Here is a 17,009-nt window from a genome sequence, read left to right as displayed (position 1 = left end):
GTCAAGGTCCTTGTCAGTGCATCCGAGGCATGTCGGTACGCGCCCCCGGGTCGAGTTCATCGGGTGGAGGGCGCATCGCGGCCGGGTTCGCTCATCAACGAACCGGACATAACGGTGCCCTGCGGGTTTGGCGCGGGATCGGGGGGCTGCGGCGGTATTGCTTCCGACTCGGAAGGCTCTGAGTTGGTGACGTTCGGGGTGGTCATGGTCTGCTGGGCCGCCACCGGGACGCTTTCAAGTTCTCGCCGCATGATCACCGCGAGGGCGATGAAGGCATACAGCAGGTTGAAATAGGCCACGTCCAGGAATGCGCCGGCCACCAGATACCCGACCAGACCAATCTGCAACGCCCATGCGTATTCGGACAGCCAGATTTGTCCGGTTCGGCCTCGGGCCGTTTTGCGCACGCGGTTGAGCGTGAAGAAGGTGAAGCCAATGAGCAGGAGAAATACGGCCAGCCCCCCGAAGCCGTGTTGACCCAAAATGCCGAAATAGACGCTATGTGGCGACAGCGGGTGACGCCAGCCGCCTTCGAAATTGGCGTAGGAGACCCACCAGTCATAGCCCATTGCGGTGTTGCGAAAGCCCATGCCGGTGAGGGGGCGTTCCACTGCCATATTCCAGTTAACCCCCCACGACTGGATGCGCTGCATCGCGGATCGGTCTTCCTCGTAAGTCTCGATGGTCTGCCAGCGTTCCACCAGCCGGTCCGGTGCGGTAACGCCGACGACCGCCACGAGGACGAAGCCCACCAGCACCATCAGCCATTTCTTCTGCATGCGCCAGAACAGGAATGGTGCGATTGCGAGCATGGCGACGAAGGCCCCGCGAGAATAGGTCGCGAGGATCGCGATGAAAGTTAGCCAGAAGACGGCGTAGGAAAACCATCCGATCGGCCGCGAGAAGCGGTTCAATAGCCCTACGCCGAGGTCGACCGCCCAGCGTCGGTCGAACATGCGGGCGGTGACCAGGATCAGGGGCAGCACCATGAGCATCGCCAGTCCGATGTAGGTGTTGCCGGACAGATAGGACCCTGTGGGTCCGAGGACGTGATGGGCTCCACCTGTCTGGATCGCGAACAGCCCGCCCTTGAACCCGTAAAAGGCAAGCGATGCGGTAATTACCAGCAGCAGCCAGACGATGCGGCGCTCGCCATAGATCAGCATCGGTGTGACGAAGGTGATCAGCAGGATCTTCATGAAGTGGATCCAGAAGTCCCACGCCCCGCTGGAGTTGACCGCGAAGTAACTGGTCATCGCAAAGTAGCCCGCCAGCACGAGCAGCATGACCGTCTCGCGTGTAAACGGGAACGGCTTTCGGTCCTTGGCCAGGAACAGCGCGACCAATGTCACACCGCCTACGTAGACGGCTAGGGAGGCGCCGCGCATGAACGTCCACGCATGCCACTGGGGCGCGAACAGCCCCACCCAGAACCACGCCAGGATCCCGATCCACGCATAGCGCACGATCAGGGGCAGCAGCACGGCGATGATCAGGGCGAGGAGATAGTCACGCATGCAGTTTGCATCTCGCACCGCTGTCGCGGGCATCTGACGAAAGGGGCAGGCTCGCGGCCTGTCTCGTTGCATGGTACACGCGGCTGCGCGCGTGTAACCCCGCGCCGACGAACGGACTACTAACGGTGCTCGCCGCGCATCCCCGGTGATGCTGGATGCCTGGGGTATGATCGGGCCGTCATTCTCCGATACATCCGGGCGCCGAGATGTCCTATCTCCTTCACGATTCCGTATGGATGCAAGCCGAGCGTGCAGCCGCCGAGCCGGCCTTGCGCCATCGTGATGGCGTGGAGGACTACGCGACACTTGCGGCCAGTATCGATCGCGCCGCCCGGCGCCTTCTGGGCTGTGGGCTCGAACGTCAGGAACGGGTAGCCGTTTATCTGGACAAGCGCCCGGAGACGGTGCACGCGCTGTTCGGCGCCGCCCGGGCCGGCGGCGTATTCGTGCCGGTCAATCCACTGCTCAAGGCGGAGCAGGTGGCGCATATCCTGCGCGACTGCAATGTGCGCACCCTGGTGACCTCCGCGGACCGCCTGGCGGCACTACATTCTGTGCTGGCTGGCTGCCCCGATCTGCACACGGTGCTGGTGGTCGGGCAGGAGGTAGATACCATCCCGGCCGAGCCCGGACATGTACGTGTGGCTGGCTGGGAAGGCGCTCCGGAACGCGATGGCATGCGATTGCACCGAGTCATCGATACCGATATGGCGGCGATCCTTTATACGTCCGGCAGTACCGGGCGCCCCAAGGGGGTCGTGCTCTCCCACCGCAACATGGTGGCGGGTGCGCAGAGCGTTGCCACGTATCTGGAGAACCGGCCCGGGGATCGTATCCTGGCTGTGCTGCCGTTCAGTTTCGATTATGGCCTGAGCCAGCTGACTACTGCGTTTCGCACCGGTGCGCAGGCCGTGCTGCTGAATTATCTGCTGCCGCGCGACGTGGTTCGGGCCGTGGCGCGGTATGAGATCACCGGCCTGGCCGCCGTGCCGCCGTTGTGGATCCAGCTCGCTGGCCTGGACTGGCCCGAGGAGGCGCAGCGGTCGTTGCGCTACCTCACCAACTCCGGCGGTGCGATGCCGAAGGAGACATTGGCCGCCCTGCGCGAGCGCCTGCCGCGTACGGATTGCTACCTGATGTATGGCCTGACCGAGGCGTTTCGCTCTACTTACCTTCCACCCAAGGAGCTGGATCGGCGTCCGGGGTCCATGGGGCGGGCCATCCCCAACGCGGAGATCCAGGTGGTGCGGCCGGATGGCAGCCTCTGTGCGCCGGGCGAGCCGGGTGAACTCGTGCATCGTGGCGCGCTGGTCGCCATGGGGTACTGGAACGACCCCGAGCGCACGGCGGAGCGGTTTCGGCCCGCACCCGGGCAGCCGCCTGGCGTGCCGTTGCCCGAGATCGCGGTGTGGTCTGGCGATACCGTGCGCATGGATGAGGATGGCTTTCTCTATTTCGTGGGGCGGCGCGACGAGATGATCAAGACCTCTGGCTATCGCGTAAGCCCCAACGAGGTGGAAGAGGCGGCCTATGCCTCCGGGCTGGTGGCCGAGGTCGCCGCGCTCGGGGTGGAGCATCCGACGCTGGGGCAGGCCATCGTACTGGTGGCCCTGCCGCAGCAGCCGGATCTGAGCCCGGAGACCCTGATCGATGCGCTGCGCCCCGGCCTGCCGGGGTTCATGTTGCCGGCGCATGTGGGGCTGCGCACCGAGCCGCTGCCGCGCAACGCCAACGGCAAGATCGACCGCAAGGCGCTGGCCGCCGAGTTCGGAGACCTGTTCCGGGAGGGCGTACCGGCATGAGTGATACCCGCCCCGAGCACTGTGCGCTGCATCCGTTCCGGGTGGTGGACGACTGCCTGGAACTTGGCGGGCAGTCGCTGGTGGATCTGGCGGCCCGTGTCGGCCAGACACCCTTCTACGCCTACAGCCGCGAGGCCATGACCGAACGGGTGGCGGAATTGCGCGCCGCGCTGCCGGACGGTCTGTCGCTGCACTATGCGATCAAGGCGAACCCGATGCCGGCGGTTGTGCAGCACATGGCCGGCTTGGTGGATGGGCTCGATGTGGCCTCCAGCCGCGAGATGCAGGTGGCGCTGGATACCGGCACGGCGCCGGGGGATATCAGCTTTGCGGGTCCCGGCAAATCGATACCCGAGCTGGAGGCGGCGGTGGCGGCCGGGATCACCATCAACCTGGAATCGCCGACCGAACTGGAGCGGCTCGGGGCCATTGCAGAACGCACGGGTCGGCAGGCGCACGTGGCGGTCCGAGTCAACCCGGACTTCGAGCTGAAGAGCTCCGGTATGCGCATGAGCGGCGGCCCCAAGGCCTTCGGCGTGGATGCCGAGCGCGTGCCCGAGCTGCTGGCCCGCATCGGCGAGCTGGGGCTTCACTTCCGCGGGTTTCACATCTTTTCCGGCTCGCAGAACCTGCGCCCCGAGACGCTGATCGAGGCACAGACCCAGACCTTCGAACTGGCGCTGCGCCTGGCCGAGTCGGCACCGGGGCCGGTTGAGATGCTCAACATCGGCGGCGGCTTCGGTATCCCGTATTTTCCCGGCGACCAGCCTCTGGACCTGGGCCCCATCGCCGATCATCTGGAAAACCGCCTGCCTGCGGTGCGCGAGGCGCTGCCGGATGCGGAGATCATGCTGGAGCTGGGTCGCTATCTCGTCGGCGAGGCGGGCATCTACGTGGCCGAGGTGCTGGACCGCAAGGAGTCCCGTGGTCAGGTCTTCCTGATCACGAACGGCGGGCTGCACCACCACCTGGCCGCCTCCGGCAACTTCGGCCAGGTGATCCGCAAGAACTATCCGGTGGTGGTGGGCAACCGCGTGCGTGGCCACGAGCGCGAGGTCGTGAACGTGGTCGGCCCGCTGTGCACGCCGCTGGATGTGCTGGCGCAGCAGATGGAGCTGGCGCGCGCCGACATCGGTGATCTGATCGTGGTGTTCCAGTCCGGTGCCTATGGCTATACCGCCAGCCCCACGCGTTTTCTTAGCCACCCGGAGCCGGTCGAAATCCTGGTCTGATGCGAGTGGCGGTGTAGCGTCGCGGTATGCCGTACGGACGTAGCCGGCGCGCGGGCCTTGGCTTCGGTCAGCCCGCGCGCTTCTCCCGCGGCTCGGTGAGGTTGCGGGCCAGGCGCAGGCCGAAGCGCAGGGGGGTGCGATCCCAGGGGGTGAAGCGCGGGAGCTGGAAGAGATCGGAATCGAGACGCGCGGCGCCCGGCGCGGTGGACACGGCGGCCTCGAAGCCGCAATCGCGCGCGATCTGCACATGTTCGGCGGCGTAGTCCTTGTTCGGGCGTCCGTTGGGGTAGGCAAACAGGCGTGGTGCCCGCCCGAGCAGGGCTTCGAGGTCTTCCCGGCCCTTCTCGATCTCGGCGCGGGCGGTGGCCGCGCCCACCTCGGTCAGGATGGGGTGGGTGGCGGTGTGGCCGCCGATTTCCATGCCCGCGTTCGCGAGTTCGCGCACCTGCTGGCCGCTCATCATCAGGTTGTCCGGCAGTAGCACGCCAAAGCGCGTGGCCAGGGCCTCGGTTCCGGCCTGACGCTTTTCGGCAGGCTGGTACTTGAAGCGGCCGATCAGGGCGTGGATCAGCTTTAGCCGGTCGTGGTCGGTCTCCAGCGTCCATTCGCCGAGGCCTTCCGGGCCCAGGTCGGCGTTTTTCGGCAGGCGGCGCACCGTCTCGATCAGGGTGTCGTTGAACATCCGGCCGCCATCGAGATAGCCGGTGGCAATGAAGAACGTGGCCGGCACGCCTTCTTCTTGCAGTATCGGCAGCGCGACCTCGGCGTTGTCCGCGTAGCCGTCGTCGAAGGTCACGCATACGGCCCGTGGCGGCAGGGTGTGGTTTTGCAGGCGTTCGACGGCCTCGGCCAGCGGTAATGGGTTCATGTGGTGGGCGAGCAGGCGCATCTGCCAGCGGAAGTCATCGGCATGCGGATCGCCATCCAGCAGCGGATCGGGCTCCGGCAGTACGCGGTGATAGATCAGGATAGACAGGCGCCCCCTGGAACCACCAGGCGACATCAGGGACAGCAGCGAGCGCAGCAGCATGTCGGCTAGACCGCCCGAATGCCCGCGACGTGGCACCGCCGGGCCCGATCAAGGCTTTGCCCCGGTTCGGGCTTTGTGATGCGCGCAGGTGCAAGGGCTGCACGCATGCTTGGGTATGACTCCGGCATCTGCAATTCGGTGTCCTGCAACAGTGTTTCCCTTGGACTTGTTGCCGATCATAGCGAAGGGAAACGCTGCACAGTGAGGGCGCCGTTGATTGAGCGTTTTTTCGTAGGCGGCACACGGGTGTCCTGCTGCAATCGATCATCGCCTGCGCCGATAAATGCGGCGTGGCCGGGTCCAGTGTTTCGTTGACGGACCTGGCCGGAAGCTTGCCGCCGTATGCCGCGGGCCCGAATGACAGGCGGCCTGTAGCGAGGTCATGCTGCTCGGAGACCGTTTGGTAGGGAGGTCGCATATGTGGGCTGGATTCGCAGTAAAACGCGCGGGATGGGGGACAGCCGCCAGTTATGCCTGGCGCGCGGCCCTGATCACTTTGATCCTTCTGCTGCTGCCGGCTACTGGGCCCGTGGCTGCGGCGGATGGTTCGGGGTCCATAGAGGCAGCGGACGGGGGATGGAACCGGATTCAGGCGATGCCGGAGGACTATCGCGCGGCGGTGGCTGCGCTGGGGCCCGGTGACTGGTTGCAGCTGGAGCCAGGGGACTATCCGCGTTCGCTGCGGTTGCACGGAGTGCGCGGGACGCCGGAGCGGCCCATCGTGATCAGCGGGCCGGCGGCGGGTGAGCCGGCCGTGCTGCGCGGGCGACGTGGGGAGAACACGATCAGCCTGGTGGATGCGGAACATCTGGTGATCCGGCATCTGACGCTGGATGGCGGCGGGGAACCGGTTGCGGGGGTGGTGGCGGAGGCGCGCGGTGACGGGGTGCATCACGTGACGCTGGAGCACCTGACCATCCGCCATTATGACCGTTCGCAGGGCAACACGGGGATCACGACGCGCGTGCCGGCCTGGGGCTGGGTGATCCGGCACAACGAGATCCATGATGTGGGTACCGGGATGTATCTCGGACAGCCGGATGGCACCAGCCCGTTTGTCGGTGGCGTGATCGAGCACAACCATGTGCACCGCACTCTGGGGTACAACATCCAGATCAAGCACCAGACGGAAAGGGAGATGATTCCGGATCAGGACCCGGGCCCGCGCGAGACGCGGATTCGCTTCAATTTTCTGAACAAGGCAGAACGCGGGAGCGACGGGGCCCGGGCCCGCCCCAATCTGCTGGTGGGGCACTTCCCGCCCACCGGTCCGGGCTCTGAAGACCTCTATCGCATCGAAGGGAATCTGTTCTACCAGAACCCGCACGAGCGACTGTTCCAGGGCGAGGGCAACCTCCTGATCCACGACAACCTGTTCGTGAATGATGTCGGCGATGCGGTGCTGGTCCGCCCGCACAATCACCTGCCTCGCGAGGTCCGCATTGTGAACAACACGGTCCTGGCAAGCGGGTTCGGGATTCGGATGGACGAGCCCGACCAGGCATACGAGCAGGTGGTGGAGGGCAATGCCGTGTTTGCCGGGAACCCCCTGCAGCTTTCAGGCGGTATCGCGGGAGCCGAGAATTTTACGGCCTCACGCGAAGCCGCGGCCCGTTACCTCGTGGCCCCGGATGCTGGGCTGGATGCCCTGGATCTCTACCCGCGCGCGGGCGGTTTGCAGGAACGTGGAGACAGCGTGAGTTCGCCCGCAATCGCGGGCGCGGATCGCGATTACAATGGCCGCCTGCGCGAACGACCGGTCTGGGGCGCCTATGCCGGTCCGCCGGGCCCCAATCCTGGGCGTGTGGAGGGGATCGGGCCGCGCGTGCCGGGTTGCGCGCCCTGCCAATAGGGAAACATGGATCCCACGTTTCCCTGAGCCGGACGCGGTCCAGGGACAGAACGGCCCCCGCCGGGGTGCCGCATGACGAAGAGCAACGAGAACGGACATCTTATGCATACGCTTCCCGCGCTGGATGAAGTCACCATTGGGGTCATCGGTCTTGGGTATGTCGGCCTGCCGCTGGCCGTCGAATTCGGCCATCACTGGTCCACCATCGGGTTCGACATCGACCCGGAACGGGTGCAACAGCTGCGGGCCGGGGTGGATCGCACGCGCGAGGTGGAGGCGGACAAGCTGGCGGCCACGCCGCATCTGGAATACACCTCGGACCTGGAGGCGATGCGGGCCTGCAACGTGTTCGTGGTGACGGTGCCGACCCCCATCGACCGGCACAAGCGCCCCGACCTCGGGCCGCTGCTCGGGGCCAGCCGCAGTGTGGGGCGGGTGCTCAAGCCGGGCGATACGGTGATCTACGAGTCCACCGTGTATCCGGGCGCCACGGAGGAGGACTGCGTGCCGATCCTCGAAGCGGAGTCCGGCCTGGTGCACAACCAGGATTTCTTTACCGGCTACAGCCCCGAGCGCATCAACCCGGGCGACAAGGAGCACGGGGTGACCTCCATCATGAAGGTCACCTCGGGCTCCACGCCGGAGGTGGCCGACTTCGTCGACGCGCTGTACGCACGGGTGATCACCGCCGGTACGCACAAGGCCGAGAGCATCCGCGTGGCCGAGGCCGCCAAGGTGATCGAGAACACCCAGCGCGACGTGAACATCGCGCTGATCAACGAGCTGGCGCTGCTGTTCGAGCGCCTGGGGCTGGATACGGAGGCGGTGCTGAAGGCGGCCGGGACCAAGTGGAACTTCCTGCCGTTCCGCCCCGGGCTGGTGGGCGGCCACTGCATCGGCGTGGACCCGTACTACCTGACGCACAAGGCGCAGGCGGTGGGGCACCACCCGGAGATGATCCTGGCCGGGCGGCGGGTGAACGACTCGATGGGCGCCCACATCTCGGACAACACGGTGCGGGCCCTGGTGCGCAAGGGCATCAACCCGGTGGGCGCTCGCATCCTGGTGATGGGGCTGACCTTCAAGGAAAACTGCCCCGACCTGCGCAACACCCGCGTGATCGACATTCACGCCACCCTGGCCGGCTATAACGCCGAGGTAACCGTCTTCGACCCCTGGGTGGACCCGGCCGAGGCCGAGCACGAATACGGCATCACCCCGGTGACCGAGACCCCGGACCCGGGGCAGTTCGATGCGATCGTCGTCGCGGTGCCGCACCGCGAGTTCCTGAAGATGGGGATCGAGGCGATCCGGGCGCTGGCACGCCCGGAGTCGGTGATCTTCGACGTGAAATCGGTCTTCCCGAGGGAGACGACCGACCTGCGCTTGTAGCCGCGGTTCGGGGTGCACTCGCAGGGAGGCATCGAATCCATCGCGTTCGGTGTCGCCCCGGTTTTGCGACGAAACGATCTTCGACGGGTGGCGCAGCGCCCGTCGAAGATCTCTGTGGTGGATGTTTCAGCTGCCGCTGTCGGACTGCTTGCGGCGCCAGAGCATCGATCCGGCTACCAGCAAACCGCTGGCAAACAACACCAGCGTTCCCGGCGCGGGAACGGGCTCTCGCTCAACTTGCTCGAGTTCACCGATGGTCATGTTGTCGAAGCTGAAGATGTCGGTCTGCGGGCCTTCGACCAGGTCAAAGTCGAGCGAAGTGAACAGGAAGTCCTCACTTGAGGCGATTGCGCCGAAGTAGAAGACCGAGCCGTCCGTAGACCCGCCGGATCCCACGGTGTGCGGGACGGTTTCCTGGTGGACGCCTCCCGAGCTCAAGTTGAAATTGATCAGCAGTTGCCCGCCGAAATCACCGATGTCGATCCCGTAGAACCCGAAGGCGGCGATGTCCTGTCCGAAGTCCACACCGAATCCGTCGTCTCCCGTCGCATCGGCCCGCCAGGTGTTGGTGCCGGATACGGAATAACGACCGAAGAAGGCGCTGCCCTCGGAGACGGTCTTGATGCGGCCGTCCCCCGTAAGGGTTGCGTCAAGCGTGCCACCACCGAAGCCGGGGAAGGTCAGATTCAGTGGCGCAGTGGTCCCCGTGGCAAAGCCTTCGAAGTCCTCGGTCCCGACGCCACTGAGCGACCCGAGAAAGGCGCTTTCGGCCGCATCGGAGTTGGGGGTCTCAGACAATGGAACGGTCGCCGAGTTGTTCAGGTCCTCTCCGAAATAAGTGATGAACGCGGCCTGGGCCGAGGTTCCAGCCAGCATCGCGCCCGCGGCGATCAGTGCAATAGCGAGTGGTCCTTTCATGCTGCGACTCCCTTGTTGGCATCCTGGGTCCCGTCCGAAGCAGAAATCGTGCCATTGCGCTGCAAGTCACTGACTTGTCGGGATTCAACGGGGCATACGAGAGGGTTTGGCCTTGTCGGTGTAAAGGTTCGTGACGCTTGTCGCGATTCCTGTGCGCTACTGCTCCGCGGACTCCACCGGGTATACAGTGATGACCCGGTCCCATCCCCGAGCGCCGCATGAACGCGATGGCGAATGCAGACGAGCCCTTGTCCCTGCGCACCTGTGCGCTGTGGGCCTGGCTGTCGCTGGGGGCGGCGATCTATCTGACGCTGCTGCCGTTCGAATTCGGCTCGATGAGTCTGGAACGCGCCTGGGAGATCTACCGCGGCATGAGCCTGACCGGCCCCGGCACCAGCGGCCGCCAGCAGTTTATGGCCAATGCCCTGATGTTCTTGCCGCTGGGGTTCTTCTGGACCGCGTGGCTGACCCATGGCCGCCGCAACCGGCTGACGGCCTTTGCGGTGTTCACCTTTGTGGCGGCCCTGGGGCTGGCGGTTACGGCGAGCGTGGAGTTCCTGCAGGTCTGGCTGCCCTATCGGCACCCCGCGGGCGCCGATATTGCCGGTAACTTTTCCGGGGCCGTGGCCGGTTCGCTCGCCTGGCTGGCCCTGCGCGATCCGCTGGTGCGCTGGAGGCAGGTGCTGGAAGGCGCGGGTGCGCAGACCCTGACCGCCGGCCTGGTGGTCTATGCCGCGCTCTACGTGCTGGTTGGCTTCGTCCCCTTTGACTTTGTACTGGCCGCGGACGAGTTGCGGGCCCGGTTGGCATCGGATGCCTGGGGCTGGTGGGTGGCGGCCGGCGCCTGCACTGGCGGCGTTCGCTGTATCAGCTGGCTGACGCTGGAGGTGGTGGTCAGTGTACCGGTGGGCTTGCTCCTGGCGCTTTGGCTGCAGCGGCGCGGAGCTTCGCTGCTAGGGGCCGGGATTCCCCTGGCCCTGCTGCTGGCGGGCCTGCTGGAGCTGTTGAATCTGGCGACTCTGTCGGGGATTGCCGAAGGACGTTCCGTGCTGCTGCGGGCACTGGGGATGGGGATCGGCCTCGTCCTGTTCCGGCGCCTGCCCGCGCATCCCCATGGCGTGATCCGGACGCTGCAGCAGCTCGCCACGCCGTTGCTTGTGACGGGTACCGTTGCCTACGCCTTGCTGCTGGTCGCGCTCAACCACGGCTTCGGTGCGTTTCACGCCGACGGGGAGGCGGCGCGGGCGCAGTGGGCCGACCTGAACCTGTGGCCGTTCTATTACCACTACCACGTGGACGAGATCCACGCCCTGCGCAGTACCGCGCTGCACCTGGCCATGTACGCGCCCCTGGGGATGCTGGTCTGGCTCTGGCAGTTGCGCCATCCATTGCAACCGGCCGCGTTGAACCTGCTGGCCGTCGTCGCGGGGGCGGTGCTGGCACTGGCGGTCGAGGCCGCCAAGCTGTTCGTGGACGGTGCCCGCCCGGACCCGGCCAGCCTGGTTCTGGCCGGGCTGGCGGCCGGGCTCATGGCGGCCTCGCTGCAGTGGCTGGAACGCGCGAGCGTGGCGGGTGTCGCGCAACCGGCCGTCGCGTCGCGAGACGAGCCCCGCAATGCAGCCCCGGGACCGAGCGTTCCCGGCCCCGTCGAGGGCTCTCTGCAGCGGTTGCGGCAGGCCCTTGGCGGTCTCCTGGCTTTGGTGGCCGTGCTGGCGGCGGTGACCTGGCCGGTGGCGCCGGTCGCGCTGGCCGCGGGGTTGCTGGCCTACGCCGCCTTGCTGGCCTGGCGCCCGCAGGCCTGGCTGGTCGTGATGCCGATTCTGCTGGCCACGCTGGACCTGACTCTCTACCACGGGCGCCTGTTCGTCTCCGAGCTGGATCTGTTCCTGCTGATGACCCTGGCCGTGGCCCTGTGGCGGGGGCCCCATGCGCTGCATGCGGGCGTATCGCTGCTGCCGCGCGGGATCCGCTGGCCACTGGGGCTGCTGGTCGTTTCCACCCTGATCGGCCTAGCGCTGGCCCTGTGGCCGCCCGGAGGCTGGAATCCCGGCGCAGCGGTGCACTTTGCCCACGAGTGGAATGCGCTGCGGGTGGCCAAGGGACTGCTGTGGGCGGTGGTGCTGCTGGCGGTGTTGCGCGTGGCGCCCATTCCGGTCCGGGAGCAGGTGACACGCTGGTTTCTCCCAGGCGTGGCCCTGGCCCTGCTGGCGCAGCTGGCCTTCGTGGTGCGGGAACGGATCACCTACCCCGGGCTGCTGGATTTCGACAGCGGCTACCGGCTCTCCGGCCTGTTCTCGGAGATGCAGGCCGGTGGCCCCAGTATCGAGAGCTTTCTGGTGCTGGCCTTTCCACTGGCCCTGATCTGGTTCTGGAGGCAGCGCCCCGGCCTGATGCTCGCCGGGGCGGCTGCGCTGGCGGTGGGGACGGCCTATGCAGTGGCCATGACGTACTCCCGCGGCGGGTATCTGGGGCTGGTCGTGGCGGTGGTGGTGCTCGCCGGCGGGGTATTGCTGGCGGCGCTGCAGGGGCGCATGCGGGCGCGCGGCGGGGCGCTGATCGGCGTGCTGTTGTCGGCCGCAGCGATCGCCCTGATTGCGGGCACGACCCTGGGTGGATTCGCCGAACAGCGTCTGGGTCAGATCGAGCGCGACTTCGGCAGTCGCGTGGATCACTGGCAGGCCGCGCTCGAATTGCCCGGTGGCGGGCCTCTGGCTCCCCTGTTGGGTCGAGGCGTCGGCAGTTTCCCCGAGCACTATCGCACCGGGAACCGCGACGGGCGCCTGCCCGGCAACCTGGCGTTTACCCGCGAAGAGGGTGAGCCGCGCCTGCAGCTGGGCGGCGGCGATTCGCTGTTCGTCAATCAGCGGGTGGACCTGCCGCGGGAGGGTGTCTATCGCATGACGGTTGAGGCGGCCAGCGCCCGACCCGCGGGTTTTCGTCTGTTCCTCTGCGAGAAGCCCATCCGCCATTCGTTCGCCTGTCGCAGCGAAGGGGTGCAACTGGAGGGGGGCGCGCGCCAGACGGTTGAGTGGACCTTCGATCTCGATCCGATGGGGTCCCGCCCATGGCCGTTCCAGCGCGGGCTGGTGCTGTCACTGGCGGTCGATGCACGGCAGCAGTCTGTCGTCGAATTTTACAACGTTCAGCTCCGGGGTCTGGACGGTCGCGAGTACGTGGCAAACGGCGACTTCCGGCATCTGGGGCGTCACTGGTATTTCACCACGGATCACCTCTGGCCCTGGAGGGTCGAGAACCAGTGGCTGGAGCTCTATTTCGATCAGGGCTGGCTGGGTCTGGTCGCCTTCGTCTGGCTGACACTGGCCGCTCTGACCCTGCTGGTACGGCGCGGGCTGAGGGGCGATGCAGTGGCGCTGGCCATGGCGGCCGCGCTGGCGGGGGCATTGACGATTGGCCTGTTCAGTACGCTGTTCTTCTCGCCGCGTATCGCGCTGTTGTTCTATCTGGTGCTGTTGCTGGGGGTGGCCTCCGCCATCATGCACGTCGAGGAAGAAAGCCGGACTCGGGTCCGGATGCCGGCCGGTTCAGACCCGCAGGGTGCCGGTTGAACACAATGTCTGGATTATTCGACAGGCCTGAACGGATGGACGGTCGGTGGGGTGTCCGATTTTTTTACGCAGCCAGGTGCGTGGTGTGTATCGGTGACGGAACACCCGGAGCGTGTTGTTAAAAAACAGCGGCCTATCGCGGGTGGCATCGTGATTGCTTGCGGGTCGGGCCAATGCCTCGGAACACCGACCAAGGGACGCGACCCATGAAAAAGGCACTTCTGATCGTACCGCTGGCGCTCCTGTCAGTCTCCGCCCACGCTGCGACGGTCGATCCGACCTACCAGTTCTTTGGCGCGTTGCCGGAAGCTGATTTCGGAGGGAGTGGCATCCCCAACGATTCCGTTGCCCAAACCCCGTTCGAGACGGCGGAGGCCCCCGGCCTGCTGGGCCTCTCCGCGGCGCAGCGTTTCGGTTCGCCCGAGGTCACCAACGACGGCGCGGGCACGTTTTTCGCGCAACCGGGTATTAGCGACCCGACCTACGAGTCGAATTTCGGGTCCGGACTGTCGTTGTGGAACCTCAATTTCTACATCGACCCCGGCACTGGGTCCCTGGCGGGCGCGCCGCTGACCTTCGAACTGTATTTCGAGACCGTGCCCGGCCAGATCAGCACTCTGCAGCTGGGGTCGCTGGAAGGGGTTGAGCAGGGTTCGCAGAACCTGGGCTTCAACTGGTTGAACGATCTGGCAAGCGCTCAGGGCAATGATCCGTTCGACCCCTTCGCGGAGGGCCTCTACAGCTTCGGGCTTGCCGCATTTGAAGAGTCTGGTGGTGTTCAGCCCCTCGGGACGATGCAGCAGGAGCGAGTCGCCGAACCGATCCGTGTGGCGGAGACCTGGATCAATGTCCAGGTGGGAGATCCGACTGCGGTGTCTGAGCCGGGCAGTGCGTGGATGCTGGGCACGGGCCTGGGGATGCTCGCGCTGATGGCCTGGGGTGTGGGGCGCCGGCGCCCCGGCGCTGGCACGGCCTGACACCGGCCTAGTCTGCCCCTGGCAACCCCCGGTGCTGGCTTTCGCCAGACCGGGGGTTTTTCGTATCGGGCTCACGTTCGCGCAGACGACTTGCCCCAAGGCGGGTATCTGTCCGGAAATCCCACCTGCTACTCTCGTTTGACCAACCTTCCTTGGATCCCGGGAGATGAACAAGGCCTTCGAGGCGTTTGACGAGCACCTGCTCGAGCTGGCCCGGTTTGTTGAAGAAGCCGAGTCCATGGAGAAGGGGCTGCACCAGTTGTCGGTCCTGGTGGGCCACGCCATGGACTGCCGGCATTGCTCGATCATGCTGGTCAAACAGGATCCGGAGACCGGCGAACCACGCCTTAGGGTCGAGGCGCACCAGGGGGCCCTTGTGCCGCAGGCCTATGGCGAGTTCCAGCGTTTCGGGGCCGGCATCGCGGGACAGGTTGCCGCAGCTGGAAAAGGACTCCTGATCAACGATCTCCATCATTCCGAATTTGCCGATGCCGCCCGGCGTGGCCAGGAGGTGGAGGTGGTCGACGTCATCTCGGTCCCTGTCGTACTCGATGGCGAGGTGATCGGCGTGATTAACATCGACACCCCGAATGATCGGCGGCGGCTGACGCGCGAGGACTTTCGCATGGCATCGATCCTGGCGCTGGTAGTGGGCAAGTCGGTGCTGGTCCATCGCCTGAAGGGGCTGTTGCGCACCAGCTTTACCCAGTTGGCGCTGGCGCGTCAGCCGGGGGCGGCCACGGGCCCGATTACCCACGCCCCGGAGCGGGTGGCCCGGTTGCTGGCGCGCACGTTGTACGACGAGATGAGTCGCGCCGGGTTTTCCCGCGATCATGTACTGACCGCAGCGACCGAACTCATCGGGCAGGTGAGCGAGGACCAGGAATGAGAGGGTGCCCGAGCGTGTCGACAGCACTTGGAGCTGTGCCATGAAAGACACCGGCTTCGAGCGCCGCTGGCGCCAGCGCTTTCTCGAGCGTGGGGCAAGCCTGGAGGATGATGCCGACATCGCGGGCTGGACGCACAGCGGCCTGAACAGTCGCGTGCGGCAGTTCGAACGTCTGTGGCGAAGCGCCGATCTGGCGCCCGGGCGCTGGCTGGATATCGGCTGTGGCGCAGGCACCTACACGCGGATGCTGCAGGCGCAGGGTCACACGGTGTGGGGCCTCGACTATTCAACCCCATCCCTGCAGAAGGCGCGCGCTCGAAGCGATGCCGCGATCCCCTGGCTGGCGGCGGATATCAACCATCTTCCATTGGCGGATGCGGCGTTCGACGGGGTGCTCTGCTTCGGTGTCATGCAGGCGCTGTCCGATCCCGCCCCCGCGCTCGCCGAGATCCGCCGGGTTCTGCGTCCCGGTGGCGAGGCCTGGGTTGATGCCTTGAACCTGCGCTGTCTGCCCACTGCGGCTCGCGAATGGCGTCGCCATCGCCAGGGCCGCCCACCGCATTTGCGCTACGACGATCCCGCGGCTTTTCGGTCGAAAGTGGAGGCCGTGGGGCTTGTGCCCGATGACCTCTACTGGCTGCCACTGGCCCCCGGTCGCCTGGTCCGCCTGCAGCCGCTCCTGGAGAACCGGGGCACCCGGGGTTTCCTGCAGGCATTACCGATCGCCGGGGCATGGCTAAGCCATTCGTTCATCCTGCGTATGCGCAAGGAGTGACGCGCCGCCCGTGCCGTGAGCTGTCGGAAAATTTTGCACTTGTCGGTGCCTGGATCCGCGTTGGATGTTTCGTGTGGCGGGCGGCCCCTCGATATCAGTGAGTTACCCGTTATTCGAAGTGGTGGCATTACGCTTGCTAAGTCTTGGTAGAAAGCGTCTGATTGCAGTGTGCCCCGAGAATTCGCCGATCGCGGTGGACTCGGTTATTCCGGCGCGAACGGCGCAAGGCCGAGTACGGAACTGGAGCAGTCAAGCATGAGTGACGAACACGAGCACAACGATGGCAAGGGCCTCAAGGGCAAGGGCGAAAACGCGTCCGGAACCCCTGCGGACCATGGCTCGGAGTCGTCGGCCCCCCGTAGCCGGAGCCGGCGCCGCCTGACCGCAGCCGGTCTGGGTGGCGCGATGCTGGTGTCCCTCCCCGCCAAGTCGGTCTGGGGTGCACAGGGGCAGTGTTCGCTGTCGGGCAATATCTTCTCCGCCAACGTCTCCAATATCGACCACGAGTGCACCGAGGGCGATGGCTGCACGCCGGGCTTCTGGAAGAACAACTGGTTCGCCTGGGACTGCACCGGCTACTCCCCGGGGACTTGCCATGAGACCAATCCGCCGGGCAACCAGTGCCGCAGCTTCGATGCGACGGTGCATCCCGGTGGCGCGACCTCCTTCGAGTCGGTGTTCGGCTACAAGCCGGAATGCCTGAGTGGCTCGCCGTCGCTGATGGAGGTGCTGCAGGCCAGTGGCGTGTGCAGTGGCTCGCTGGACTGGCATGCGGTGGGCGCGGTCCTGAACGCGGCCTGCACCTCGATCGACTTTGGTGCCTCGGTGGACGAAGTGATCAAGGCCTATTCCATGGCCCGCGAGGATGCGGACAAGTACGCGGCGGTGAAGAATGTCTTCGTCTACATGAACGAGCGCTTCTGTCCGATCAACAGCCAGGGCGATTGCGAGGATGGCTACTCGCGCAACGAACTGGGCGTATGCGTGGAGGTGCGGACCACCACGTCCAACCAGAAGGGCAATCGCTGACCTGCGGGGCGCTGCCCCGGGTACGCCTGG

General features: G+C 66.0%; 12 protein-coding genes. 9 read left to right on the top strand and 3 right to left on the bottom strand.

What is annotated here, in order from left to right:
• Positions 1-56: 56 nt before the first annotated feature.
• Positions 57-1,517, bottom strand: a complete 1,461-nt coding sequence (locus H609_RS0102630) for a putative O-glycosylation ligase, exosortase A system-associated (RefSeq protein WP_028484249.1) — start codon at positions 1,515-1,517, stop codon at positions 57-59.
• A gap of 206 nt (positions 1,518-1,723) precedes the next feature.
• Between H609_RS0102630 and H609_RS0102625 the strand changes: the two genes are divergently transcribed.
• Together H609_RS0102625 and H609_RS0102620 are read left to right on the top strand one after the other, a co-directional pair.
• Positions 1,724-3,319 carry an acyl-CoA ligase (AMP-forming), exosortase A system-associated gene (locus tag H609_RS0102625; RefSeq protein WP_038036017.1) on the top strand — a complete coding sequence of 532 codons (1,596 nt, stop codon included), beginning with the start codon at positions 1,724-1,726 and terminating at the stop codon, positions 3,317-3,319.
• Positions 3,316-4,551, top strand: coding sequence for a pyridoxal-dependent decarboxylase, exosortase A system-associated (locus H609_RS0102620; protein WP_028484247.1), 1,236 nt, complete (start codon positions 3,316-3,318; stop codon positions 4,549-4,551). Before H609_RS0102625 ends, H609_RS0102620 begins: the two co-directional genes overlap by 4 nt.
• A 67-nt stretch (positions 4,552-4,618) precedes the next feature.
• Here H609_RS0102620 and H609_RS0102615 read toward each other — a convergent pair whose 3' ends face one another.
• Positions 4,619-5,581, bottom strand: a complete 963-nt coding sequence (locus tag H609_RS0102615) for a polysaccharide deacetylase family protein (RefSeq protein ID WP_028484246.1) — start codon at positions 5,579-5,581, stop codon at positions 4,619-4,621.
• A gap of 721 nt (positions 5,582-6,302) precedes the next feature.
• On the opposite strand from H609_RS0102615, the gene H609_RS0102610 reads away from it, so the two are divergent.
• A complete protein-coding gene (locus H609_RS0102610; RefSeq protein ID WP_028484245.1) occupies positions 6,303-7,433 on the top strand; it encodes a hypothetical protein in 1,131 nt (376 codons plus the stop codon).
• Between the two features lie 102 nt (positions 7,434-7,535).
• Positions 7,536-8,825 carry a Vi polysaccharide biosynthesis UDP-N-acetylglucosamine C-6 dehydrogenase TviB gene (gene tviB, locus H609_RS0102605; RefSeq protein WP_028484244.1) on the top strand — a complete coding sequence of 430 codons (1,290 nt, stop codon included), beginning with the start codon at positions 7,536-7,538 and terminating at the stop codon, positions 8,823-8,825.
• 126 nt (positions 8,826-8,951) lie between these two features.
• Here the strand turns inward: tviB and H609_RS0102600 are convergent, their stop codons facing one another.
• Positions 8,952-9,743, bottom strand: coding sequence for a PEP-CTERM sorting domain-containing protein (locus tag H609_RS0102600; protein ID WP_028484243.1), 792 nt, complete (start codon positions 9,741-9,743; stop codon positions 8,952-8,954).
• Positions 9,744-9,961: 218 nt separating this feature from the next.
• On the opposite strand from H609_RS0102600, the gene H609_RS0102595 reads away from it, so the two are divergent.
• The 5 genes from H609_RS0102595 (at position 9,962) to H609_RS0102575 (ending at position 16,979) form a co-directional block, all read left to right on the top strand.
• A complete protein-coding gene (locus tag H609_RS0102595) occupies positions 9,962-13,309 on the top strand; it encodes a VanZ family protein (protein WP_028484242.1) in 3,348 nt (1,115 codons plus the stop codon).
• A gap of 206 nt (positions 13,310-13,515) precedes the next feature.
• A complete protein-coding gene (locus H609_RS0102590) occupies positions 13,516-14,286 on the top strand; it encodes a hypothetical protein (protein WP_028484241.1) in 771 nt (256 codons plus the stop codon).
• A 166-nt stretch (positions 14,287-14,452) separates the two neighbouring features.
• Positions 14,453-15,175, top strand: coding sequence for a GAF domain-containing protein (locus tag H609_RS0102585; RefSeq protein ID WP_028484240.1), 723 nt, complete (start codon positions 14,453-14,455; stop codon positions 15,173-15,175).
• A 40-nt stretch (positions 15,176-15,215) separates the two neighbouring features.
• Positions 15,216-15,950, top strand: coding sequence for a class I SAM-dependent methyltransferase (locus H609_RS0102580; protein ID WP_028484239.1), 735 nt, complete (start codon positions 15,216-15,218; stop codon positions 15,948-15,950).
• 255 nt (positions 15,951-16,205) lie between these two features.
• Positions 16,206-16,979, top strand: a complete 774-nt coding sequence (locus H609_RS0102575) for a hypothetical protein (RefSeq protein WP_028484238.1) — start codon at positions 16,206-16,208, stop codon at positions 16,977-16,979.
• The last annotated feature ends 30 nt before the right edge of the window (positions 16,980-17,009 follow it).

Origin of the sequence: Thioalkalivibrio sp. ALE17 (genome assembly GCF_000425605.1) — a bacterium.
Taxonomy (GTDB): domain Bacteria; phylum Pseudomonadota; class Gammaproteobacteria; order Ectothiorhodospirales; family Ectothiorhodospiraceae; genus Thioalkalivibrio.
This window is presented reverse-complemented; position numbering and strand designations above follow the sequence as displayed.